Annotated in this window: 16 protein-coding genes; 10 read left to right on the top strand and 6 right to left on the bottom strand. The window is 46.0% G+C overall.

Going from position 1 to position 23,786, the window contains the following annotated elements; all coding sequences use genetic code 11:
• The first annotated feature begins 210 nt into the window (after positions 1 to 210).
• The gene (locus BUB19_RS12675) at positions 211 to 1,002 is read left to right on the top strand and encodes a DUF6920 family protein (protein WP_143156025.1); all 792 of its coding nucleotides are present in this window, start codon (positions 211 to 213) and stop codon (positions 1,000 to 1,002) included.
• A 6-nt stretch (positions 1,003 to 1,008) separates the two neighbouring features.
• On the opposite strand, the gene BUB19_RS12670 is transcribed toward BUB19_RS12675, so the two are convergent.
• The gene (locus BUB19_RS12670) at positions 1,009 to 1,359 is read right to left on the bottom strand and encodes a hypothetical protein (protein ID WP_073094939.1); all 351 of its coding nucleotides are present in this window, start codon (positions 1,357 to 1,359) and stop codon (positions 1,009 to 1,011) included.
• Between the two features lie 194 nt (positions 1,360 to 1,553).
• On the bottom strand, positions 1,554 to 2,183 hold the full coding sequence (locus tag BUB19_RS12665; RefSeq protein ID WP_073094938.1) for a Pr6Pr family membrane protein: 630 nt from the start codon (positions 2,181 to 2,183) through the stop codon (positions 1,554 to 1,556).
• A gap of 173 nt (positions 2,184 to 2,356) precedes the next feature.
• On the opposite strand from BUB19_RS12665, the gene BUB19_RS12660 reads away from it, so the two are divergent.
• Positions 2,357 to 3,679: a hypothetical protein gene (locus BUB19_RS12660; protein ID WP_073094937.1), complete on the top strand. Its 1,323-nt coding sequence runs from the start codon at positions 2,357 to 2,359 to the stop codon at positions 3,677 to 3,679.
• A 53-nt stretch (positions 3,680 to 3,732) separates the two neighbouring features.
• Here BUB19_RS12660 and BUB19_RS12655 read toward each other — a convergent pair whose 3' ends face one another.
• Positions 3,733 to 5,586: a M1 family metallopeptidase gene (locus BUB19_RS12655; protein WP_073095121.1), complete on the bottom strand. Its 1,854-nt coding sequence runs from the start codon at positions 5,584 to 5,586 to the stop codon at positions 3,733 to 3,735.
• A gap of 214 nt (positions 5,587 to 5,800) precedes the next feature.
• Between BUB19_RS12655 and BUB19_RS12650 the strand changes: the two genes are divergently transcribed.
• On the top strand, positions 5,801 to 8,092 hold the full coding sequence (locus BUB19_RS12650) for an efflux RND transporter permease subunit (protein WP_073095120.1): 2,292 nt from the start codon (positions 5,801 to 5,803) through the stop codon (positions 8,090 to 8,092).
• Here the strand turns inward: BUB19_RS12650 and BUB19_RS12645 are convergent.
• Positions 8,052 to 9,098: an endonuclease/exonuclease/phosphatase family protein gene (locus tag BUB19_RS12645; protein ID WP_073094936.1), complete on the bottom strand. Its 1,047-nt coding sequence runs from the start codon at positions 9,096 to 9,098 to the stop codon at positions 8,052 to 8,054. The genes BUB19_RS12650 and BUB19_RS12645 overlap by 41 nt on opposite strands.
• Before the next feature lie 277 nt (positions 9,099 to 9,375).
• On the opposite strand from BUB19_RS12645, the gene BUB19_RS12640 reads away from it, so the two are divergent.
• The 4 genes from BUB19_RS12640 (at position 9,376) to BUB19_RS12625 (ending at position 15,031) form a co-directional block, all read left to right on the top strand.
• Positions 9,376 to 9,951 (top strand): DUF2911 domain-containing protein, encoded by a 576-nt coding sequence (locus BUB19_RS12640; protein WP_073094935.1) that lies wholly within the window; start codon positions 9,376 to 9,378, stop codon positions 9,949 to 9,951.
• Entirely contained in the window at positions 9,948 to 12,356 is a 2,409-nt protein-coding gene (locus tag BUB19_RS12635; protein WP_073094934.1) for a penicillin acylase family protein, read from the top strand. Before BUB19_RS12640 ends, BUB19_RS12635 begins: the two co-directional genes overlap by 4 nt.
• A 1-nt stretch (position 12,357) precedes the next feature.
• Positions 12,358 to 12,717 (top strand): hypothetical protein, encoded by a 360-nt coding sequence (locus BUB19_RS12630; RefSeq protein ID WP_073094933.1) that lies wholly within the window; start codon positions 12,358 to 12,360, stop codon positions 12,715 to 12,717.
• Between the two features lie 139 nt (positions 12,718 to 12,856).
• The gene (locus BUB19_RS12625) at positions 12,857 to 15,031 is read left to right on the top strand and encodes a bifunctional alpha,alpha-trehalose-phosphate synthase (UDP-forming)/trehalose-phosphatase (RefSeq protein ID WP_073094932.1); all 2,175 of its coding nucleotides are present in this window, start codon (positions 12,857 to 12,859) and stop codon (positions 15,029 to 15,031) included.
• Positions 15,032 to 15,074: 43 nt separating this feature from the next.
• Here the strand turns inward: BUB19_RS12625 and BUB19_RS12620 are convergent, their stop codons facing one another.
• Together BUB19_RS12620 and BUB19_RS12615 are read right to left on the bottom strand one after the other, a co-directional pair.
• The gene (locus tag BUB19_RS12620; protein ID WP_084097288.1) at positions 15,075 to 15,512 is read right to left on the bottom strand and encodes a DUF6526 family protein; all 438 of its coding nucleotides are present in this window, start codon (positions 15,510 to 15,512) and stop codon (positions 15,075 to 15,077) included.
• A gap of 5 nt (positions 15,513 to 15,517) precedes the next feature.
• The gene (locus BUB19_RS12615) at positions 15,518 to 16,231 is read right to left on the bottom strand and encodes an NUDIX hydrolase (RefSeq protein WP_073094930.1); all 714 of its coding nucleotides are present in this window, start codon (positions 16,229 to 16,231) and stop codon (positions 15,518 to 15,520) included.
• A gap of 637 nt (positions 16,232 to 16,868) precedes the next feature.
• Between BUB19_RS12615 and BUB19_RS12610 the strand changes: the two genes are divergently transcribed.
• From BUB19_RS12610 to BUB19_RS12600, 3 genes are all read left to right on the top strand, one after another.
• Positions 16,869 to 20,015 carry a SusC/RagA family TonB-linked outer membrane protein gene (locus BUB19_RS12610; protein ID WP_245802846.1) on the top strand — a complete coding sequence of 1,049 codons (3,147 nt, stop codon included), beginning with the start codon at positions 16,869 to 16,871 and terminating at the stop codon, positions 20,013 to 20,015.
• A 17-nt stretch (positions 20,016 to 20,032) separates the two neighbouring features.
• Complete coding sequence (locus BUB19_RS12605; protein ID WP_073094929.1) at positions 20,033 to 21,514, top strand: RagB/SusD family nutrient uptake outer membrane protein; 1,482 nt, start codon at positions 20,033 to 20,035, stop codon at positions 21,512 to 21,514.
• 461 nt (positions 21,515 to 21,975) lie between these two features.
• Positions 21,976 to 23,706 carry a SusC/RagA family TonB-linked outer membrane protein gene (locus tag BUB19_RS12600; RefSeq protein ID WP_084097262.1) on the top strand — a complete coding sequence of 577 codons (1,731 nt, stop codon included), beginning with the start codon at positions 21,976 to 21,978 and terminating at the stop codon, positions 23,704 to 23,706.
• The last annotated feature ends 80 nt before the right edge of the window (positions 23,707 to 23,786 follow it).

The raw sequence follows: 23,786 nt of genomic DNA, 5'->3' as shown, positions 1-23,786 counted from the left end.
AATAAAATTTAACACTTTTTGCCACGATTTGAACCTAAACAGCAGGCTTTTTTGTATATTTGTAAAGGTTTCGGAGTTCACCAAATGCACTCAAACCAGTTTGAATAAATTGAGAACTGAAAGGTGAACCCGCTGAAATTTGTTCTTGTAACTTACTGATACATAAAGATTTGCGTGGGGTGGTTGTAATCCTTGCCCAATTTGATTATCGTGATTGTCCTGCTTATTCACTGGGCAAACAGCAGGTTTGATCATCAGGTGTCCGTTGAATTGGAGAAATTGTTTGCGCCGCAGCCCGCTGCTTGGGTTGAATCTTCAGCAGCTGTGGTGTTGCCTGCTCCGGTGCAGCGTTGGCTGGATCGGTCGGGGGCTACAGACCAGCCGGGATATCGCAAAGTAAAACTTGTTCAGGAATTTCAGCTCAGGTTAAAACCGGAGCAGAAAACCTGGTACCGGGGTGAGGCTACCCAGTATTTCAATACAGTCCGGCCCGGATTCATCTGGACCCTATCCCTGGATATTCTCCCTTTGGTAAAAATACGGGGCAGGGATTTATTGCTTGACGGCAAGGGAGAGATGCTGATCAAGCTATGGTCTTTGTTTGCTTTGGTAAGCGAAAAAAACAATCCAAAAATTGACGAAGGTACCCTACAGCGATTTCTGGGCGAAATGGTATGGTTTCCCTGGATGGCTACAAGTCCCTATATCGAATGGGAAGCAGGAACAGATGAAACGGCAAAAGCAATCCTTTCTTACAAAGGGCATGCCGTATCAGGGACATTCGAATTTGACAAGGAAGGAAAATTCAGAAAATTCCGGACGGACAGATACCTTGGAGGAAATGAACATGCCAAACGTCATCCCTGGGTCATTACAGCGGAGAAGCACGGAGTACACCAGAATATAGAAATTCCGACCCATTGTAAAGCATCCTGGATACTCGATGATGGACACTGGAACTGGGCGATCATTAGCGTTTCATCTGCGAGATATGATCATTGAGCCCAATCAGGGGCTGGTATCCCGCTTGACCAGATAGGCTTTGGTATTTCTGTTGCTATCTGCGACATCTGCCGGGGTCTTAAGCTCTTTGGCTGCTGGGAGTTTTACCACAATAATTTTGAATTCCCCGTAATTACCCATGGGCGGCCCGGGAGTAGGGGACTTGTCATAGGACAAATCTTTCGCAAGAAAAGTTGTGGTGGATACCTCCGGATTTACGGCTTCAAATTGCAGCGCTTCGAATTCCTGAAAATGGAAACGATTGTCTTTTGTCTGTCTTTCCAGTTCTAAATCTTGTTGTGCCTGCACTTGCACGGAGAAAAATATCAGGCAACATATTACTGTCATCAACTTCATGGCACGATCGATTTTGGTTATAAGGATTTCTCAATATAATCAGTATTGTAGCGAATTCCCAAAAAAGTGAATTTAATTTGACAATTTATTTTCTTTTTACCGGTAAATATAACTGGTGGATGGTAGCTGTATCATTCAAAAGGAACCGCATATAACGGTTGGCAGGCGGCTCAGGGCGAGGGACCACCTTTTGTTTATGCGGCCATAGATCTTTTGACGACGTATTTACCGACTGCCAGCAGCACAGCAGCGATACATAGCATCAGCATTAGCACATAAAAACTATTCATCAATACCCTTGCGAGGCCCAACGTTGACACATCCACAAACGGATAGGGATAAAAAGCCGTGATTTCACCCAGCAGCAGGATAATAAGCAGGTACAGAGCGGGGTATATCAGCCAATAGGGGAGCAACCGCCATTCAACTTTGTTTTTGTTTTCAAGGGATATCCAGAACACCAGTACGAGCAAGGGATTAAAACTATGCAACAGTTCGTCGACCAGTCGTTGAAGTCCTTCCGGTTCCCATATGCCCCTGAGTACAATCTGGTATACCAGACCCACTACTAAAATGTAGACGGTGATAGCTGTTAATGTGCCCGGACGGTGAAAAAGGCGGGCCAGTCTGGTATTGTCTTTCCCCCAGGCCAGAACAGAAAAATATATAGCCACCAGGCTGTTGGTGAGGATGGTGAAATAGCTGAAGAAACGAACAATGCTGCTAACGATATCCGTGGAGGTGTTTTGTAGCATCAAACAAAGCTGAGCCACCACCGCAAACCATACAATGGCTGCGGCGATTATAGTCCATGTTTTTTTCATCGAATAAACGATATCAAAGTTCGGAAAGGTTTAAACGAAATTAAACTTTTTCTATTTCCGGACTTCAAACCTAACAGATAAATTTTTATTTTTTATTGAGAGTCCTGGCTGTCCGAGTCCAGATAGAATTGCTTAAATTTAGGACTGTATTGTTACAAGAGAAAAAACCAAATATGAACTTTTTTAAAGATCAGACCTGTGCCGCTTTTTTCTCCCTGAAGACAGTCCTTTTTTTACTGCTTGCAGCGCAAGTCCTGATACAAGCCTCGGTGCACGGGCAGGCCCTGCGGGTGTATCAGGAGGGCGACAGCAGCACCTATGCCGGAGCGAGGCTCACAGGACAGCTCTGGATGCGTTACAATGAAAACAACCCGGGCACGCTGATCAATGGACAGGAAACGCCAGCTTTTTTTGATATTTCAATACGGCGGGTTCGCCTGCAGACCTATGCGAGGATTCGGGACAAAACCAACATCACCTTTACCCTGGGACAAAACAATATCAATTACCTGAGTGCCCGATCCGGAGAGATCCGGCTACTGGATTTCTATGTAGATCACCGACTGCACAAATTCCTGTCTGTAGGAGGGGGACAGTCAGGATGGAACGGGACCTCCCGGTATGCCGCCCCCAATACAAGCCGGTTGCTCAGTCTTGATGTTGCGCCTTTTATGATACCCACAGTCAATCAGACGGATAATGTATTGCGGAAACTTAGCGCTTATATCAAAGGTCAGATTGGGAGCTGGGATTACCGTTGGATCTTTGGCAGGCCCTATGCTCCGGTAGAAAATACCAGGATCTCCTCCAACTCCACTTTTGCCAATGCCAAACCAGGGATACAGACTGCCTTTTACCTGAAGCACCATTTTTTCGACAAGGAGAGCTTGCATTCACCCTTTCACCAGGGAACCTATGACGGAGAGCGAAAAGTTTTGTCCCTCGGCATGGGCTTTGAGCGGCAAAGCAATGCCATGTGGCACCTCAATGCTGCTTCGGATACGATCACGAGTCCGATCAGCCTCATTGCGATAGATCTTTTTGGTGAATTGCCTGGCCCTGGAGACAATGCATTGACTTTTTATTCAGGTTATTTTTATTACAATTTTGGTCCCAATTACCTGAGGGTGATTGGTTTTAACAATGTAGGAGGCGGGCTGAATGAGCAGGGATCGTTTAATGGTACAGGTAATGCCTGGCCGGCTATCGGCACAGGGCATACCGCGTATGTTCAGGGAGGGTACTTGTGGAAGCTCAAAGACCGCAATGAGAAAATTCAGCCCTTTATTTCCGGACAATTTTCCAGGTTTGAGCGTTTGCAGGACCCCGTCACCTACATAGAGGGCGGCATCAATATCCTGATGAAGGGACAAGCCTCCAAAATTACCCTTGCTTTTCAAAACAGACCAGTATTTGACTATTCAGAACAAGGTCTACCGCTAGCCAGCCATAGGAGAAGTTGCCTGATATTGCAGTATCAGGTGCGGCTGGAATAAGGGAAAATGACAGACTGGACTGATTGCCTCCTCTCCCTTTTCTTCATCTCCTTTTACTGTTCCGGCACCCATTCATTGTCTTCTCTGTTGATATCAGCCATTCTCATAGAAGGATCGATAACGATACTCCGGATTTCGGAAAGCGGAATGTCCAATGTCACTTCGGTGGTTCTGTGTGTCCATGGCCACTTCTGCATATGTATTCTTTCGGGCGAGCCAGCTTCTTCTTTTTTCTGGCCACGCATGATGGTCAGTGGCAGGTAAACGCTTTCCTGCCTGCCGTCAGCATGGGTGATCACCAGGTCCACAGGCATGGGCATCAGCCCTTTTCTCTGAAGCCTGATCCTGGTCTTGCCACTTTCTTCCGATACCTGGTCTATCGCATAATCAATCGTTTTGGTGGTGTAGACCCAATATTCCCGGAACCAGTCCAGTTCCAGTCCGCTTGTTTTTTCCATGACGCGGGTGATGTCGTTGTCATTGGGGTGTCTGAATTTCCATTGATCCCAGTAATGCAACATGGCCTGATCCCTAATCTCCTCTCCAACGATATAACCCAATTGGGATAAAAACAGGGCTCCTTTGGAATAAGCCGCAGCGCCGTAGGCGGTGTTGGTATGGTAATGATCCGCATGGGTGGACATGGGTTCTTCCAGACCTGATTTTGCGAGTCTTTCATAGCTGGCATAGGCACCTCTTTGCGGAAAACCGGAGGGATCTTCAGCAAAAATTTCGGCCATGCAACGGTTGCTGGCAAAGGTGGTAAAGCCTTCGTCCATCCAGGGGTAAAGCGATTCATTGGAACCGAGTACGCCCTGAAACCAACTGTGGGCAAGCTCGTGAACCATTACCCCCACCAAACTTCCCAATGTTCTCTGGCCGGTAATCAGGGTGGACATGGGGTATTCCATCCCTCCATCTCCACCCTGGATCACAGAAAATTGCTTGTAGGGGTACTGGCCGTAGTGCTCACTGAAAAATTCCATTGCCTTCGGTGTAAATTCCTTAAGCTGCTCCCAGTTTTTTTCTGTCTTGGAGTTTTTGATATACAGGTGATGGATGGTAATGCCATTTGCCATGAGGACCTTATCATGGGTAAAATCCGGATCGGCTGCCCACATGAAATCGTGTACCTGAGGCGCATAAAAATGCCAGGTAAGCTTCTCTGAATCATCTGCTGCTATAGGTTTTTCTCCCGCTGCTTCGTAACCGTGTCCGATTTCATTGGGATTCTGCAGGTATCCCGTTCCTCCCAATACATAATCGCTGTCTATGGTGATTTTTACGTCAAAATTACCCCAGGTACCGTAGAATTCCCTTCCAATGTAGGGATTGGCATGCCATCCCTGTTCATCATAATTCGCCATCTTGGGGTACCACTGGGACATGGAATACCTTACCCCCTCTGCATTGTCCCGGCCTGCTCTTCTTACCTGTAACGGTACCTGGGCCTCAAACTCAGTCTCTATAATTGCTGTGCTGCGGGGAAGTATGGGAGAAGGTAGCGTTACTTCCAGTATCGTGCCCACTTCCTCAATTTCAGCTTCTCTGCCGTTTACGAGCAATTTTTTAACGGACATAAAACCGATCTCATCAGGTCCTAATGCAGCGATTCTGTCTCCCACCCTTCTGTCGGGGTCGGCTATGGTTCGGGACCTCTCATCCATCATGCTATTGGGTTGGAAAGCATTGTAGTAGAGGTGGAAAAACACTTTTTCCAGCGTATCCGGAGAGTGGTTGGAATAGGCAATGGTCTGAATGCCGTGGTATTGGTTGCTGCGCACATCCATTTCAACCTCCATCTGGTAGCTGATGGACTGTTGCCAGCGCTGGCTCTGGGCGTGGAGCTGCGCACTAATTCCGGCTAAAAGCAGCAGGCATATCAAAAAGACTCTGTTTTTTCTCATGGGTTTTTTCATTTGGCTCGTAAAATAAGGCAAATTAAGCCAGTAGACAAAGCATTTTTTGCCTCAGGGTAGATTGGTATCAGCCGCTTTCTGCCCTTTATCAGGTCCGCAGCTATTTTTTGCTCTTTTCTGCAAACTGATTCGAACCAGCACAGCAGGAATGGAGTTGCATAAAGAAGCGAACGTTAAATCGGGTTTAAATGCAGGTTTTTTCATGACACAAAAAAAGGCTTTTTGGGGCCTGGCCCTTGCCGGAATGGTATCCGTTTTTTTTGTCTTTACCTGGCAGGAACTCAGGTTTAACTACAATTTTGAAAATTTTTTTCAGGAGAATGACCCTGATTTGGAATTTTACAGGGAATACAGAGCCACATTCGAAAATGACAACGATTATCTGCTGATTGCACTTGGCCGGCAACCGGATATATTTGACAGCCTGTTTTTAACACATTCCCGACAGCTACAACAGAGCATCGCGGATCTGAGGGGCATAGACGAAGTAATTTCGCTACTGAATGAAGAGGAAGCACTCATCGGCCCCTTTGGTGTGAGCTTCAGACAAGTTCTGGATTGGTCGTCTGCTGAAAACCTGGAAAAATCTGCCCAAAGACTCCTGGAAGATGATCTATGGAAAGGTCGACTGATGGATGAAAGTGCCAGGTATTTGCTGCTTTTGGTCAAAAACAAACAACTGATTTCGAAAGAGGAAGGGGACCGTCTCTACCTGAGGATCAAGGAGCTACTGGAGGCGTCTCCAATAACTGACCATAAGGTGGCCGGGAAAATTAAAGCTCAGGGTGCATTTGTCAGTTTGCTGCAGGACGAGTTTGCTTTTTTCTTTGTCCTGGCAATTCTCTGGGTGCTGCTGCTCCTGTGGTTTCTGTACCGGGTCTGGTGGACGGTATTACTACCCCTGTTGATTATTTTAACGGGCATTTTCTGGACAATAGCGTTTTTATCGCTGACAGGGGGCACGCTGGATGTCATGCTGGTAATGCAGCCGCCCATTCTCATGGTTATTGGTTTAAGTGGGATGGTGCACATCTTGAGCCACTATCAGGGGATGATCAGAAAAAATATTCCCAAAGAAAAAGCAATTTCGCTTGTTTTCCGTGAACTTACCCTGCCGGTTTTCCTGACAGCCCTTACCACTGCACTTGGATTCATATCGCTTTATTTTACTGATGTGTACAGTCTGAAATGGTTTGGACTCTACACGGGATTAGGCGTCCTTTTTATGTTTTTTTCGCTGATGAGCTTATTGCCAGTTGCTTTGTATACTTTCTCATCCTTTGATCCCGGCCGGCAAAAGGGCTGGTCTGATGGGTGGGAAAGTCAGATGTCGAAAACCTACAATTGGATATTTGACAGGCAAGGCATCATTTCCGGCATCTTTGTACTGATCAGCCTTATTGCGGGGTTTTTTATGTCACAGGTAAAGACCGATGGATATATTCTGGATAGCTTGCCAGATGATCACCCATTGATGAATGATTTTCAGTTTTTTGATGACCGGTTTTCCGGTTCCAAACCCCTGGAAATTTTCATTGCTACGGGCAGTGATAGCCTGGATTTATTTGATTACCAGGTGCTGAGCGAAATGGAAAAGCTGGAGAACTTTGTCCGGAAAAATTACCAAACCGAAAATATAGTCTCCCCATTGACGCTGATAAAAAGCATCAACAAGGCAAAAAACAGGGGCAATCCAAATGCCTTTCGGCTGCCTTCTGAACTGGCCTACGAGGGCATGACCCGTATTCGGGATCAGTTTATAGAAAAACGGGATATGGGGCTGTGGTCGGAAGACTTCAAATCCGGCAGAATAAGTGGCCGAATGGAAGATATTGGGAGCTATCAGGGGCAGCGGTTGCATCAGAATTTACAGCATTTTGTCTCCCGGAATATAGATGAGCAACTGCTCCGGGTTCGCATTACCGGCACTTCCTATCTGATAGACAAGAGCCACGAGCAAGTGACCAGAAATGTTTTCGAGGGGCTGGGAGTCGCATTCTTATTGGTGGCCATTATTGTCGGACTTTTATACAGGTCCTGGAGAATCGCGTTTCTGGTATTGCTACCCAATGTCATACCCCTGCTATGGATAGGAGGTGCCATGTATTTGCTGGGCATTGATTTCAAATTGTCTACTTCGATCGTTTTTGCCATTGCCTTTGGCATTGCTGTAGATGACAGCATTCACTTTATGGCCAACCTACGATTCCGCATGGGAAGCGGAAAACTTCTGGAAGAAGCCATGCGAAAGACATTCATGACCACCGGCAAAGCAATCGTGTTGACAACAGCCGTGCTTTCATCTGGATTTTTGATTTTGGTTTTCAGTGATTTGGAAATCCCCTGGTTTACCGGATTCCTGGTGAGCCTGTCTTTGTTTTTTGCCTTGCTGGCAGATTTATTCTGGCTACCGGTTCTTTTGTTTTCGATAAGAAAACTTCTAAATGCAAAGGTTATCGGTCCGCCTCGGGAAAGGCAAACACGGCAGAAATAGGGTAGTGATCGGAATAGTCAACCTCCCTATGGGTATTGAATTGTAATATATTCAATGCATCTGTAAAGAATATGTTGTCTATGCGAAGAAAAAACAATACCTTATTATAGGTAAAGCCAAATCCACGGCCCATTTTTTCGAAAGCGTTTTCCAGTATCTTTCGAAGACTAAAATAAGTATAACTGTAAGGCAGGTCATTGAAGTCTCCCGCCAAAATCACCGGGTGAGGGCTGTTTTGGATATGTTCACTGAGTATCTTAGTTTGTGCGGCACGCATTTGTATCCCTTGCTTCAATTTTCGGATGGTAGCTCTATACTGGTTTCTGATCCCTTCTAGATTGTCTAGCTCTGAAGCGCTGATATTCATCGATTCCAGGTGCGCATTGTAAATCCTTATAGTGTCCTTTTGGATAATGATATCAGCAAACATGGCGCCGTTATTTTTTTTATTATCAAACACCTTACCGCTATTGATGATGGGAAACCGACTGAATATGGCCATCCCGTAAGATTTCTTTCTGGGGTTGCCGTCTACCGCAAGAAAAGCGTTTTCATATTCCCCATCATTGCCGATGATTTTGATGGCATTTCGTGAGGGTGTGGTATAATCCTGGTAGAATTCCTGAAAGCATTTGATATCGGCCGGATTTTCCTTTACCCACTGTATGGAATTCAGAATTAGCTCCTCCTTATTTGGCCCCCAGGTATTGTTAAAAAGCATCACATTGTAGCTTAAAACGGAAAATCCTGCAGTATCCGTATCGGGGAGATTCCACTGAAAGGTAACCACAAAGAATTTCCAGCCTATGATCAGGGCCAAAATGGGAAAGAAGATCAATTTTATGCGGCCAAACAAAAGCAGTACAACCAAAAACAGATTTAACAATACAAAAATTGGGATCAGCAGCGACAATAATCCCGAATAATCCCAGTTTTCGGGAGAAATGTACACGCTGAAGAAAAGCAGGACCGAAATAAAAAAGATGGGAATGATAATGAGGCGCATAATTCTGCTGTCTATGGTATTTGCAAATTAAAAAAAAGGAACCGTTAGCCCACAAAGTTATTGTTTTTGGCCATCCATTTCTAATGTTTTAAATGAAATCGCATGAGAGCACTTCGCGACAGGGAAAGGGCAGGTAGAAATGGCATTCCTGTCAAATTCCACCAAATCTATGGCAAGCCTGCCGATGAATAGGGTAGTGCGCAATTAATTAAACGGACCGCAGCTGGGTAGGTAAAAAAAAATCTATAAATTAGGGTTCTATTTAAATCACAACACTATGCGCAAAATTACCAGAAACTTTTATTATTTGCTAGTCATGATGCTGCTGGTTTTCATTTGGTCCTGTTCCGGCAATTCGTCGGATGTCACTGAATCGGAAGAGAAACAGACCGAAGAAGTGGCACCCGAAGAAGAAAGGGCTAGCCCGTTAAGAACTGTGTCCGGAGAAATCGGGGACAAGCGGATTACTGTTCAGTATGGGTCGCCCGGAATAAAGGGACGGGTAATCTGGGGAGATCTGGTACCCTATGGAGAAGTGTGGAGAACGGGGGCCAACGAAGCTACTTTCATCAGCCTGGAAGAAGACGTTTTGGTGGAGGGCGAACCGCTGAAAGCCGGCAAGTATTCGATGTTTACCATACCCCGTGAAAATGAGCCCTGGACCGTTATCTTCAATTCCGAATGGGACCTGGAGCATGGGCATTTTCAGTACAAAGAGGAAAACGATGTCCTCAGAGTTACCGTGTCGCCAGAATGGGCATCCAGCGATCAGGAATGGCTCTCCATAGCGGTTGTCCCTGAGGGTCTGGAAGTAAAATGGGAAAAACTGATTCTGCCTGTCTCTATTGAATGAAATACGTAGCCTTCTTTTTTTCACTGTCGTTTACCTTACTGGTGGCAATAGGGCTGTCGATAAACCTGTCGAGCCTGCCTCCCCTGGCCAGTATTTTCGATCCTTTTAAAGGGTTCTGGCAAAATGCTTACAGTGAAGACCGTGATCCGGTTTCTGAGGTGGACCTGGAGGGCTTGTCTGGGCCGGTGGAGGTGCTCTTCGATGAACACCTGATCCCTCACATTTATGCCAATTCTGAGAAGGATCTATTTATGGCGCAGGGCTATATTACAGCCTCTCACCGACTCTGGCAGATGGAGTTTCAGGTTTTGGCGGCAGAGGGCAGGCTGTCTGAAGTAGTGGGCCAGTTGGCCCTTACCCATGACAGGGAGATGAGACGGAAAGGTCTCCCCTTTGGCGCCAGAAATAAATTGACTTACCTGCAGGAAGAAGATCCGGAGACACTGGCCATGATGCAGGCCTATGCAGACGGGGTTAATGCTTTTATCAGCGAACTTTCAGCTCGAGAATTACCTTTGGAGTACAAGCTGCTGGATTACCGTCCGGAACAATGGACGCCCTATAAATCGCTTGTATTTTTAATGAATATGGCTGAAATTTTATCTGGCGACCGGGACCTGGCCTATACCAACACCAGAAACCTGTTTGGCGGGGACTGGATAGCGAGTCTCTTCCCCGAAACGCCGGCAGACCTGCTCCCCGTGGTATCCAGGACAGCCTGGGATTTTGTTCCGGAAACTGTTGAAATGCCCGATGTGGTTTATCCGGATTCCGGTTTTTATGAGAAAGTATTGCCCGGCAAAGAACCGGGCTTCGGTTCTAATAATTGGGCAGTTTCGGGAGATAAGACTGCGAGTGGATATCCGATTCTGGCCAATGATCCCCACCTGGCGCTGAACCTGCCTTCACTATGGTATGCTGTTCAATTGAGTACTCCGGAATACACGGTAAAAGGTGCCAGTTTGCCCGGGGCGCTGGGAGTGATTTCCGGATTTAACGAAGATATAGCCTGGGGGATTACCAATGCCGACAGGGATGTAATGGACTGGTATAAAATTACCTTCAGAGACAAAAGCAGGTCTGAGTATTTGTATAATGGTCAGTGGATCAAAAGCAATATTCAGGTGGATACGATAGGGATAAAGGGCAGGGAGGACTTTATCGATACGGTAGTTTATACCCATTATGGGCCTGTGGTCTACGACAAAAATTTTCTTCCGGAGGGCAAGGCGGTCAATTTTGCACTCAAATGGACGGCACACGGTCCCTCGAATGAACAACGCAGTTTTCTGGAGCTCAACCGCGCAACCAATTATGAGGACTACCTCGAAGCGATTTCCCATTTTACGGCACCGGCCCAAAACTTTGCATTTGCTTCCCGGGAAGGAGATATCGCCATGACGGTACAGGGAAAATTTCCGCTCAAGTGGACAGGCCAGGGTAAATACCTGATGGACGGCAGCAATTCAGCCTTCGAATGGCAGGGATATATTCCCACCGCCCATAATGCGAAGGAAATCAATCCCGATAGAGGTTTTGTAGCTTCTGCCAATCAACATCCGGTGTCCCGCAATTATCCCTACTACGTATTTTCGGATCAGTTTGAATATTATAGAAACAGGCGGATAAATGAGCGGCTTGCTGCGATGAACCAGATTACTCCCGATGAGATGAAGGAACTGCAATTGGACAATTATGACCTGCATGCAGCCGAAACGCTGCCTTACCTGCTGGATCAACTGGACAGTGCTTTTTACCGAGGACCGGGCAGTAACTGGATCGAAGCATTGCAGGAATGGGACTATTATGCGGAGGCAGATCAGGCGGCGCCTGCTCTCTTCAAGTCCTGGTGGCAGCACCTTGAGCAGGAGTTGTTTGATTCCTGGCAAAACAAGGGGCTGCCAATTGTGTACCCGTCCAAATATAACCTGTCCCGGTTGATACGAAGCGAGCCTGCAGGCCTCTGGTTTGATAGTCCTGAGACCAGCTCCAGGGAAACGGCAGTCCATTGGATCAACCAGGGATTTGCGGAAATGGTGACCGAAATGGATGCCTACCCGGAGGCAGGTGATACGCTTACCTGGGCTAAATATAAAGAAACCTACATCGCACATTTGATCCCCAACCTCAGGCCATTTGGTAGGAAAGTGCTGGTAGGTGGAGGTAAGAACATTGTAAACGCCAGCAGCTCTGATTGGGGTCCGGGATGGCGAATGGTTGTGGCGCTGGGTCCCGAACCACAAGGTTTTGCCATCTATCCCGGTGGACAGTCCGGTAATCCGGGTAGCAAATATTACGACAACCTGATAGATGCATGGGAAAATGGTGAATACATCTCCATACACCTGAGGGCAAAAACAAATGCCGAGAATATCCTTTTCAAAACAACTTTGAACCCGGATTGAGATGAAATTTTTTTTTCATTTACTCATCAATGCTTTGGCAGCCTATATTTTGGGCCCATACCTGCCGTACTGGGTATTGATGATCCTTATTGCCCTGATCTCCGCCCGGCTAAAAGGGCCGGCCTTTCTTTCTTTTTTTGCGGGAGCATTGGGTGTGGGGCTGGTCTGGCTGCTGGTGCCACTGCTGATCTGGTCCGCTTCAGGGTCCGGGCTGCCGGATAAATTTGCGCAGATCATGGGGATTTCAAACAGCTCGCTCCTGGTGGGGATCACGGCGTTGATGGGCTTTTTGATTGGAGGATCCAGTGCCCTCACCGGCAATCTTTTGGGCAAACTCTTTTCAAAGGACCATATTTATTAAATTCAATAATTTATTGAATAGAAATAGTCTAAAGGCCTTTCTGGTTTTTATTTCTATGGTTTTTACCTAAATTAGGATAATTTTAAACCCTACAAGTGACCTATAGTGTCCTCTTTTTACCATAAACCAACAACTGCATATGTCAAAAACCATCATAGTTTCCAATAGGTTACCCGTAAGTCTGCAACATAAAAACGGAAAGTTTGAATTCAAACCCAGTGCCGGAGGTCTGGCTACCGGATTAGGATCCATTTACAAAGAAGGCGAAAACATATGGATAGGATGGCCCGGCAATGATGTGGAAGATGAAAGCCAGCGCCAGGAAATCGTTGAAGAATTGAAGAAATTAAAAATGGCTCCCGTGTTCCTGACAAAAAAGGACGTGGAACTATATTACGAAGGGTTTAGCAATGAGACCATTTGGCCGGCTTTTCATTATTTTACCCAATATATCAATTACGAGGACGAATACTGGGATGCCTATTGCCGGGTAAATCAAAAATTCTGTGATGCTATACTAGCGAGCGCCCAGGATGAGGATACCATTTGGGTGCACGATTACCAGTTGCTGCTCCTGCCCATGATGCTTAGAAATAAGCTGCCCAAAGCTACCATCGCCTTTTTTCAGCACATTCCATTTCCTTCCTATGAAATAATCCGGATGCTACCCTGGCGGCGTGAGCTGCTGGAAGGAATGGTAGGGTCTGATTTGATCGGATTTCATACCTACGACGACATGAGGCACTTTCTCAGCGCAGTTGGCCGGATCCTCGGTCATTCCAATGAAAGTGGCTTCATTCAGGCGGATAACAGGCTGATCAACGTGGATGCTTTTCCCATGGGGATTGACTATGATAAATTTGCCAATGCTGCAGTAAACAAGAAGACGCTAAACCATGTAAAGAAATTCAAGGAAATGCTTGGTGATCAGAAGTTGTTGATTACCATCGACAGGCTGGATTATTCCAAAGGTATTCCCCAAAGGGTCAAGGTCTTTGATCAGCTTTTGGAAGACCATCCCGAATACCATGGTAAAGTTTCTATGATCATGGTGGTAGTACCGTCCAGAGACAGGGTAAAGTCTTATCAGGCGCTGAAGGAGGAGATTGATACACTAGTAGGAAATATAAATAGCAAATACTCAACGCTCAATTGGGTTCCGGTACATTATTTTTACAGGAGTTTTCCATTCAATGAACTGAGTGCGTTTTATACCATGTCTGACATCGCGTTGGTGACCCCTTTGAGGGATGGGATGAATCTGGTTTGTAAGGAGTTTGTGGCCAGCAAATCTCATAAACAAGGCGTGTTGATCCTGTCAGAAATGGCTGGTGCGAGCAAGGAATTGGTGGACGCGATATTGGTAAATCCCAATGACCAGGCAGGGGTGAAAAACGCTATCGTCGAGGCCTTGTCTATGGAAGAGGAAGAGCAGGAGTTACGCATAGGCTCCATGCAGTCCAGTCTGAAAAAGTATGACATTTTTCAATGGGTAAAGGTATTTATGGACCGGCTTAAACATGTCAAGGAAAGACAAACCGACCTGGAATCCAAGGCAATGGACAGTAACATCAGAGAACAAGTGGTGCATGATTTTAAGCAGGCTGCTAAACCAATACTCTTTCTGGATTATGACGGTACACTCGTGGGCTTCAAAAGTCGCCCTCAGGATGCCTATCCTGATGAAGAACTGAAAACATTGGTCAAAGACTTGTCTGGGCGCTGCCAGGTGGTGATCATCAGTGGCCGGGATAAGGAGACACTGGGCAAATGGTTTAAGGGACAACAGGTGGATATGATCGCCGAGCATGGCGTATGGCTCAAAAAGAAAGACCAAAAAGAGGATTGGATTCTTTACGCCGATGTGGATGACAGTTGGAAAGAGGATATCCGCACGGTAATGGAATATTATGTGTTGCGTACGCCCGGTGCCTTTATCGAGGAAAAACACCATTCTCTGGTGTGGCATTACCGCAAAGTAGAGAGTGGACTTGGAGATCTCCGGATGAGGGAGCTGTTTAGTCACTTGAAGTACATGGCCCGGGGACACAATCTTCAGGTGCTGGAAGGAAATATGGTTCTGGAAATAAAAAGGCCCGACATCAATAAAGGCCGGGCGGCCCTTTCGATGATGCGTGGAGAAGACTATGATTTTATCCTGGCGCTAGGCGATGATTGGACAGATGAGGATACCTTTAAAGCCATGCCCAAAAATGCCTACACCGTAAGGGTTGGCTATACGTATACCCAGGCCAATTATAATATCAAAAACCCCAAAGAAGTAAGGACTTTACTGAAAAGTCTTATCCATTAAAAACCGGGCAAAGGATATCCCGCCGGGATGTCCTTTGCTTTTTTCAAACCCGCAAATAATCTCCTTGCCAGTCTTTAATCGCTTTTTTTATCTGCCTGGGAGGGAGGTTTTCCCTGACCGTCTTTTCAATCAGTGGCACCAATTCCTTGCTTCCTGCAAAACGTAATGCTATTATCTGCGCCAGGCTGAGTTTCTTTTCCAGTTGATAGAATGGCTTACCTGTGAGTTGAAAATACCGTAGCCTCATTTCCATCCTGATGATCCTGTTCTGGGTTTTCAGTGCGTATATCCGTGACATGATGGGGAGCAGAAATAGGCTCAGGGAAACCATTGCATAAAAGACCCCGGGTTTTAAATCGCTGCCGGCGGCATAAGCCTCGGCCAGGATCCATAAGGCCAGCGACAAGGTGATCAGACTTAATGGGGTGATTACGTAATGGTGCAACGGATAGTACCTGCGGTGGTTTTTATAATTTTGCATCTTCATTATTCGGTTGGCGCAGGCATTTCATTTTTTGGGATAAGGTTCAGTATATGTTGGGTAGTACCCTTTAAAGTTTCCTCATTCAAAGAGTAAAAATAGGCTCCTTTTTTTGAGGAGGACTTATCTTTTTCATTTTTCTTTCTCAGCATGTTGCTGGATAGTATTTTTCGCGTAAAGTTTCTCTTGTCAATCTTCATATCAAAAAGACCCTCATACAATGCCTGTAGCTGGGGTAGGGTAAACTTTTCCGGTAGCAATTCAAATAATATCGGATGCATGGATGCTTTGTATCTAAGCCGGCAGAGTGCCATCTGCACCATCTCTTCATGATCAAATATCAATTGAGGCAGATCGTTCATCAGAAACCAGCGTACATGAAAATCCTCATTGATCTGTGTTTCGTATTTTTCGATGTCGATCAGGGCCATGTACACCACACCCACGACACGCTCCACGGGATCACGATCCGGTCGGCTGAAGGTATGCATTTGTTCCAGATAAACATTTTCCAGCCCTGTCAACTGTTTCAATATACGGTTGGCTGCCGCATCGAGTGTTTCTTTGGGTTGCAGAAATCCACCCATCAGGCTCCACTTTTCTTTTTCCGGAGCAAATCCCCTTTGCACCATCAACAGCTTGTAGTCTTTGCCGTCAAACCCGAAGACGATACAATCTACTGCCACCAAAATTCTGGTCTGACTGGAATACTTAATCATTGTTTGTCACTGTTTTGTTTGGGTCTATCGATTCTTTTTGTGAATACTTTATTATTTGTCAAAACTTTGGATCTCTCTAACAAGGCAAAATAAAACTGCGGGCCAGACTAATTGTCATTTTTGACCATTTTATCCTGATTTTAAGTTTACTTATTTTTTTTCAAACGTCAATGGTACATTTAAAAAAATCCTTGGTTTTTTTAGGGTAAGCCGGGCCCCTCACTGCATCAGTCTGGCTTCCTACCGGATGTTTTTACAAAGATTATTCATGTAGCTGGCAAAAAAAATCCTACATCGAAGCTAGGCAATTATTATAAATCCAATTCTTACAAATTGAAAATTTATATTCGCTATGCTTAAATTATTTACATGGTTTCAGTAATTATTTTTAATTATAAAAATAATGAAAATATGAATAGATAATTTTTTTTATTAGCAATTTTTATTTAGCATTAGGATGAAATGGGTTATTTCAAAAAAGCCAAATCTGATGTTTTTATTTCACTCAATTTCCAGGATAACAGTGGGTTATTCCGGCATTTACAAAATTTGATAGAAAATGAGGATGTGCCTTTTTTGAAACTGCTATGGCAGGGAATGATCCACAGATCAATTAATCAATAAAACCTATACCATTATGAGAAAATTGTTACATCACTTGAGGTATTCAAGTGCCGATTTGAAAACGCTGGCCCTGATGCTGTTACTATACAGCACAGCAGGGATAACGGCAATTGCGGCTTCCGGAGCCGATGAAGAAATGGAGATTTCCGGAGAAATGGCAATCAACGTTACCGGCACCATCGTTGACCAGAATGGTGAGCCCTTGCCCGGGGTAAGCGTATTGGTGCAGGGAACCACTACCGGTACCGTCACAGACCTGGAGGGAAACTATTCCATAGAGGTGCCTGAGGGCGGGGCGCTGGTTTTTTCCTTCATCGGCTTTAAAAGTCAGGTCATTCAGGTGGCTGACCAATCCCAGATCAACGTGACTATGGAAGAAGATGCCCGGGCATTGGACGAGGTGGTGGTGGTCGGATACGGGACGCTGAAAAAATCGGATTTGACCGGATCGGTGGGCTCTGTAAAAGGGGACAAGTTGATTGACCGTTCCCAACCCAATGCGGTAAAGTCGCTGCAGGGTAGGATAGCCGGTGTAGAGGTGCTGAATAACCAGAATTCACCCGGTGCATCTGCCCGGATCAGGATCAGAGGAATCAATTCCATCAACTCCGGCGTAAATCCCCTGTTTGTCATCGATGGAGTGATCGGTGCAGACCTGAACATGATCAACCCTGCGGATATCGAATCAGTGGAAGTACTTAAAGATGCCTCTTCGGCGGCCATCTATGGAGCAAGGGGTGCCAATGGTGTTATCATGATCACGACCAAGAGGGGAGAAAAAAACCTGAATCAAATCAGCTACGATAGCTTTGTCTCCCTTTCTCACAGGGCCGGCAGCGTCAAGACTTTGAATGCAAACCAGTTCATGGAAATTTACAACCGTGCCTTTGACAATGCGGCCAAATATGACCCACAGGGGTTTGCACAGGGGAGGTACCAGCGGGCTGACCCTGCTGATTTTCCTGATTTGTTTGACGCCAACGGACAGCCGATTTATGATACCAACTGGGAGGAGGAAATTTACAATCCGGCCTGGGCGCAGAATCACAATCTGGCTTTTCGGGGAGGCTCAAATACGACTTCTTACAATGTGTCGCTCGGCTATACCAATGAAGACGGCATCATGATGAACTCCGGATTCGAGCGTTTTACAGGTAAGATAGCACTCGATTCTGATATCAAGCCATGGCTGACCATTGGTGGAAGTATGCTGGGTACAAAAAGCAGCAGGCGAGTGGTAGACGATGCCAATGGAGCGCTGAACGTAGCCAGGATGACAGCGGAGGCCCTCCCCATTATTCCGTTACGGTACCCTGACGGGCGCTGGGGGTCAAACGCAGATTGGCCAGGGACTGAAGGTGGTGAAAATCCGGTGAACATCGCTCAAAACCGCTATACGGATGTGAACATTACACAGATGTATGCCGATTTTTACATGAATTTCAAAATCACACAGGACCTGGAATTCCGCTCTACCTTCAGCACCATCTTCGACACCAATAAAAGCAATTTTTATTCGTCCAGAAACCTCAGGCTATTGTCTGCAGATCAACGTGGCGTTGCCAGTGTAGGCATGACAAAACGATTGTATTGGCAAAACGAAAACTTCCTCACCTGGAACAAGTCTATAGGCGAGCGACACAGGATTAACGGGATGTTTGGATTTAGTTGGCAAAGAGACCAGTTTGAAAACCTGAGTGTAAGAAGTGAAGGATTTATCGATGATTTTTTTCAGTGGAGAAACATCAGGGCCGGAAATATCATTCCCATATCCGGTATCAACGGCAATGTGGGTGAAGCTGGTCTGAACTCCTTCTTTTCCAGGTGGAACTACACGCTTGACGACAAATACCTGCTGACAGTGACCGGTAGATATGATGGTTCCTCCCGCTTTGGGCGAAACAATAAATTTGCCTTCTTTCCCTCAATAGGGCTTGGATGGAACCTTTCAGAAGAGGGATTTATGGACGGCCTCAGCGGAGTCAACAAATTGAAAATAAGAGGTAGTGCCGGCTCGACGGGGAACCAGGAAATCGGTAACTTCAACTCTCTTCAGTTTCTGGGTACATTCAATGTACTGAAAGCATCCGGTAATGAAATCGGTATTTCACAGACTTCATTTGGTAATCCGGATCTGCTGTGGGAGTCTACCGACCAATTTGATTTTGGTGTAGAATTGGGACTCTTCAACAGCAGATTGATGATGGAGGCTGACCTTTACTACAAAAAAACCAAAAACCTCCTCTTAAATGCTCCACTGCCCTGGTCTACGGGATTTTCTTCAGTGCTTCAGAACATAGGTTCTGTTGAAAACAAGGGTCTGGAATTGACTTTTAATACGGTAAACATTGAAAAGGGAGATTTTATGTGGACCACAGACCTGAACTGGTCTACCAACAGCAATAAAATTCTTAGCCTGGGAGCAAATGATGCCGATATCTTCCCCGGACCCTGGTTTTTGGGCCAGACCAATATCCTGAGGGTAGGAGAGCCTATTGGATCTATCTGGGGCCGGGTTCGCCTGGGTACCTGGAATCAGGACCAGGCAGACCAGGCAGCCGAGTATGGTTTACTGCCCGGCGACATCCGCTGGCAGGACCTGGACAACAACAATGTGATCAACGCCAATGATTCAAAAATTATTGGCCGGATGTATCCCAAATGGGTAGGTAATATCACCAACACTTTTCAATACCGGAATTTTGACTTCTCCTTCGAATTCCGGGCAGTGCAGGGAATGGACGTGATCAATGCCACGCTACATTCCGTGGAAGACCGGCAAACCCTGGCAAACAGCTACGCCACCGTTTTGGATGCCTGGAGGCCAGACAATCAGGATGCAATGGTAGCCGAAGTAAGGGCCTGGGGAACACCCTATCTTACCAATATGGACACCCATTGGATGGAGGATGGTTCTTTTGTGAGGCTTCAAAACCTCATGCTGGGATATACAGTGCCGGCAAACATATTGTCCAGGTACAATATCAACAGGGCAAGGTTTTTCCTCAGCGGGCAAAACCTCCTATTGTTTACCGAGTATACCGGTTACGATCCGGAAGTAAATACTTTTGAAGGGGCCGGGCAACTGCCTCAGGGACTTGATTTCTTTCCTTTCGCAAGGCCCAGAACGTATAGCGCCGGTGTAAACATTACCTTTTAATTAAATCTGCTAAAAAAATGAAAAAGATAAAAATATATTTCCTTACCCTAATGGTAGCAGCGGGATTGTATTCCTGCGAGGCATTTCTGGAAGAGAATCCGGGTACACTTACCACACAGGCCGATCTGTCCAGCCCGGAAGCCGCACGGGCTTTCGTCACCAGCATCTATGCCAACCTGAATGTGATTGTCACCGGGTCCGGTGGCTGGGGCGGGAATACCCTCTCCCTGCTGGAATTTATGTCCGGTAAAGCAGATGGGGTCCCGCAAACAGAGGCGTTCAGGTTCAACCAACTGACTTATGACTCCCAGTCATTTTATATCGACACCTACTGGAATGGCTTGTATCAGGGGATACTACGTTGCAATGTGGCTCTGGAGCAGCTCCCGCAGTTTAGCGTTTTGTCCGAGCAGGAGCTTACCGACTACCTGGCAGAGGTGCGCACGATGAGGGCCTTTTATTATTTTTACCTGGTACGCATGTATGGAGACGTGCCCCTGATCAGTGAGCCGGTGCGGGAATTGTCAGATGTGAACAGGCCCCGTGTGCCCGTAAAAACAATCTATGACGAGATCATCATTCCGGATCTGCTGGCTGCAGAAAATTCCGACCTGGCATGGAGAAGAACCAACGGAGAGGTGTCCATGGGATTTATCAAATCACTCCTGGCGGACGTCTACCTCACGTATGCCGGACATCCGGTGATGGCAGGCAGCCAAGCCTATGCAGCATCAGCGCAAAGATCCATGGAATTACTGGATCAGGTGGGTACTGTCTACAATCTCTTCCCGGAATATACCGATATGATCAATCCGGATAACAAAAATTCGGGAGAGTTCATTTTCCAGGTGCAGTTTGACAAAATCAACCGGACCAATCCGCTTACTCCCGTCTGCCTCCCCACTTTTGCCGGTATTTCCGTTTATTCCAATGAATTCGGCGGGCTGGTGCCGCGGCAGGAATTTGTAGAAAGTTTCGAGGATGGTGACAAGCGGGTTCAGGAGAAACAGTATTTCATCACCGAATACAATGGGGAAACACTTGGCGGACATTACATCTACAAGTGGTTTGACCAGACAGCTGTAGATGAGGATGCCCGCTCTGAACTGAACTTTTCCGTTTACCGGTTGCCGGATGTTATGCTCATGTACGCTGAGGCCTCCAACAGGGCAGAGGGTAGCCCAAATGGCATGGCCATCGAAATGGTCAATGAAATCCGCGAACGGGCTGATCTGGATCCGATCGGAAGTATGGGTATGGAAAACTTCGAAGAGGAAGTATGGAACCAACGTTACTTTGAACTTTGCTTTGAGGGCAAAATCTGGTTTGACATGTTGAGAACCAGAAAGGTCAGAAATGACCTCACCGGTGAGTATGATAACTTTGTGGGTCATACCAATGTGTTTAACAGTACATTTGCGGAGAAAAACCTGCTTTTCCCGATTCCCTTGCGGGAAATGGATGTCAATTCGGAGCTGGAGCAAAATCCCGGATTCTGAAACCACAACAAATTGGCATTTCAATGGGGACAAACTGGCGTCCCTGTTGAAGCTTAATCTATACAGCAAACAACACCTAAGGAGGGGCATCGGTGCCCCTCCTTTTTTGTGTTTTTCCAACAGTGTCTCAGGTAATTTTTGATCTTTTTCAGGTTTTTTTCCAGGATTATTTTTTTCTTGTTCGTAAAATTTTTAATATGGTGGTGAAAAATAAAATTTAAATAAAGTCAATACCAATAATGTCAAATTACCTGGTTAAAAAAAATTAAAAAAACAGAATTATATTCTTATTTTATATATATTTTAAATAAAAAACCAAATAATATAAAAATTCTAAATTCTTAATTATTTACCGCTTATCAAACAAAAAGGTCGCCTATGGAAAACCAATTCTAATCAAATCACCTGGAGATACACCAAATAGATCTCCGCATCAACCAAACAATTAACAACAATCCATTATGAAAAGAAATTTACTTTATTGCCGTCTGATGAAACCGATGTCATCACTTGTGGCAATCCTGTTTTGTCTGTTCTCCGGGAGCCTGATGGCCCAGGAGTCCCGGCTGGACAGGAATCTGAAAAATATTGAATCGGGCCTACCGGTACTGGCTTCCTCCAATAGCCTGAGCGGGATCAAAATCCCTAAGACCATGGATGTGAATGTCTCTGGTACGGTGACAGATGAGAATGGACAGCCTATTCCGGGTGCCACGGTATCTGTACCAGGTACTTCTATAGGTACCGCTACGGATCTGGATGGGAAGTATTCCCTTACGGTGCCAGATGGTGCTTCCCTTGTATTTTCCTTTATTGGTTTTGAGAGCCAGACGGTTCAGGTAAACAACCGGACCACCATAGACATTACCCTGACTGAAAGTGCGCAAGCTCTGGATGAAGTTGTGGTGGTCGGTTATGGTACTCAGGAAAAAGTCAATTTGACCGGAGCAGTTGGTGTAGCCGGATCGGAGCGGCTTCAAAACCGGCCGGTGGCCAATGTGGCCGAAGGTCTGCAGGGTGTGATTCCAAACCTGAATATAGAGCCCAGAAATGGTGACCCTTCACAAAGTCCTTCTTTTAATGTCCGGGGTTTTACCTCAATCAATGGAGGTCAGCCTCTGGTGTTGGTCGATAACGTCCCCATGGATCTGAATCAGATCAACCCCAATGACATCGAAAGCGTATCGGTACTGAAAGATGCTTCTGCAGCCGCCGTTTATGGAGCAAGAGCGGCATTTGGGGTGATACTGGTGACCACAAAAAGTGGGAAAAAGGGCAAGGTAAATGTGAGCCTCAACAGCCAGTTTTCGCTGGCCAAGCCCATATTCAACATGGACCCTATTACCGATCCCCATGATTTTGTCAATGCGAGAAATATTGCCAATATCCGAACCAACGGGGTGCCTTCCTATGACCCGGATTGGGTGGAAGGAACCAGAAGGTGGTCAGAAAATCCAATCCCTGAGAATGAGTGGAGAGTAGTGGACGGAGCACTGCGGTTTTATGGCTTCAACAATTATCAGGACAATATCATGACCGATTTTGCTCCTACCCAGCAGCATGACCTGACGATCTCCGGAGGTTCTGAAACATCAAGCTACTTCGTTTCCTTCGGACATCTGAACAAAGATGGCTACCTGAATTCTGACCGAAACGAAAATTTCAAGCGGTACAATGTACTGATGAAAGGAGATTTCCAGGTGACCGATTGGTTGAAATTAACAGAAAAGGTAATTGTAAACACCCGCAAAAGTGACAAACCCTACTTTTACAACTGGGACGTGAATATCAATTCCCTGGCCCGGGTCAATCCCATCATGCCCATACAGTTTCCGGACCTGCCTCAATATTTGGAACCAGGCGACCGGGGGGTATACGAACAATACATAGGTATGTACTTCGGAGGTACCAATTTCTGGCCTTATCTCGAGGATGGGGGTAGAGACAAATGGCGTTCCAATGATATCTGGCTGGATCAGGGCATAGAACTCACTCCTGTGAAGGGCCTGTCCATCAGGGGTAATTTTGCCTATAATTTCTTCAACAGGACCACGCAGGAAGTGGCCAGCCGGGTAGAGATCGTAAACAATGATCTGCGGAACCCCAATGACATGATCAATTTTGGTTTCAGCGGCAATGATTTTATCAATGAGCGCAATGACATGAACCAATATTATGTAGGGTCTGCTTAGAAAATAAAAAAGTGACGTTTTAGCGGTTTTTAGAGGTTTTTTTCACAAATTAAGGGTGTATAAGTGCAAGTAACTATGCG

The sequence above is a fragment of the Cyclobacterium lianum genome (assembly GCF_900143075.1).
GTDB lineage: Bacteria > Bacteroidota > Bacteroidia > Cytophagales > Cyclobacteriaceae > Cyclobacterium > Cyclobacterium lianum.
Note: the sequence above shows the minus strand (reverse complement) of the source record. Positions and strands in the feature narration are given on the sequence as shown.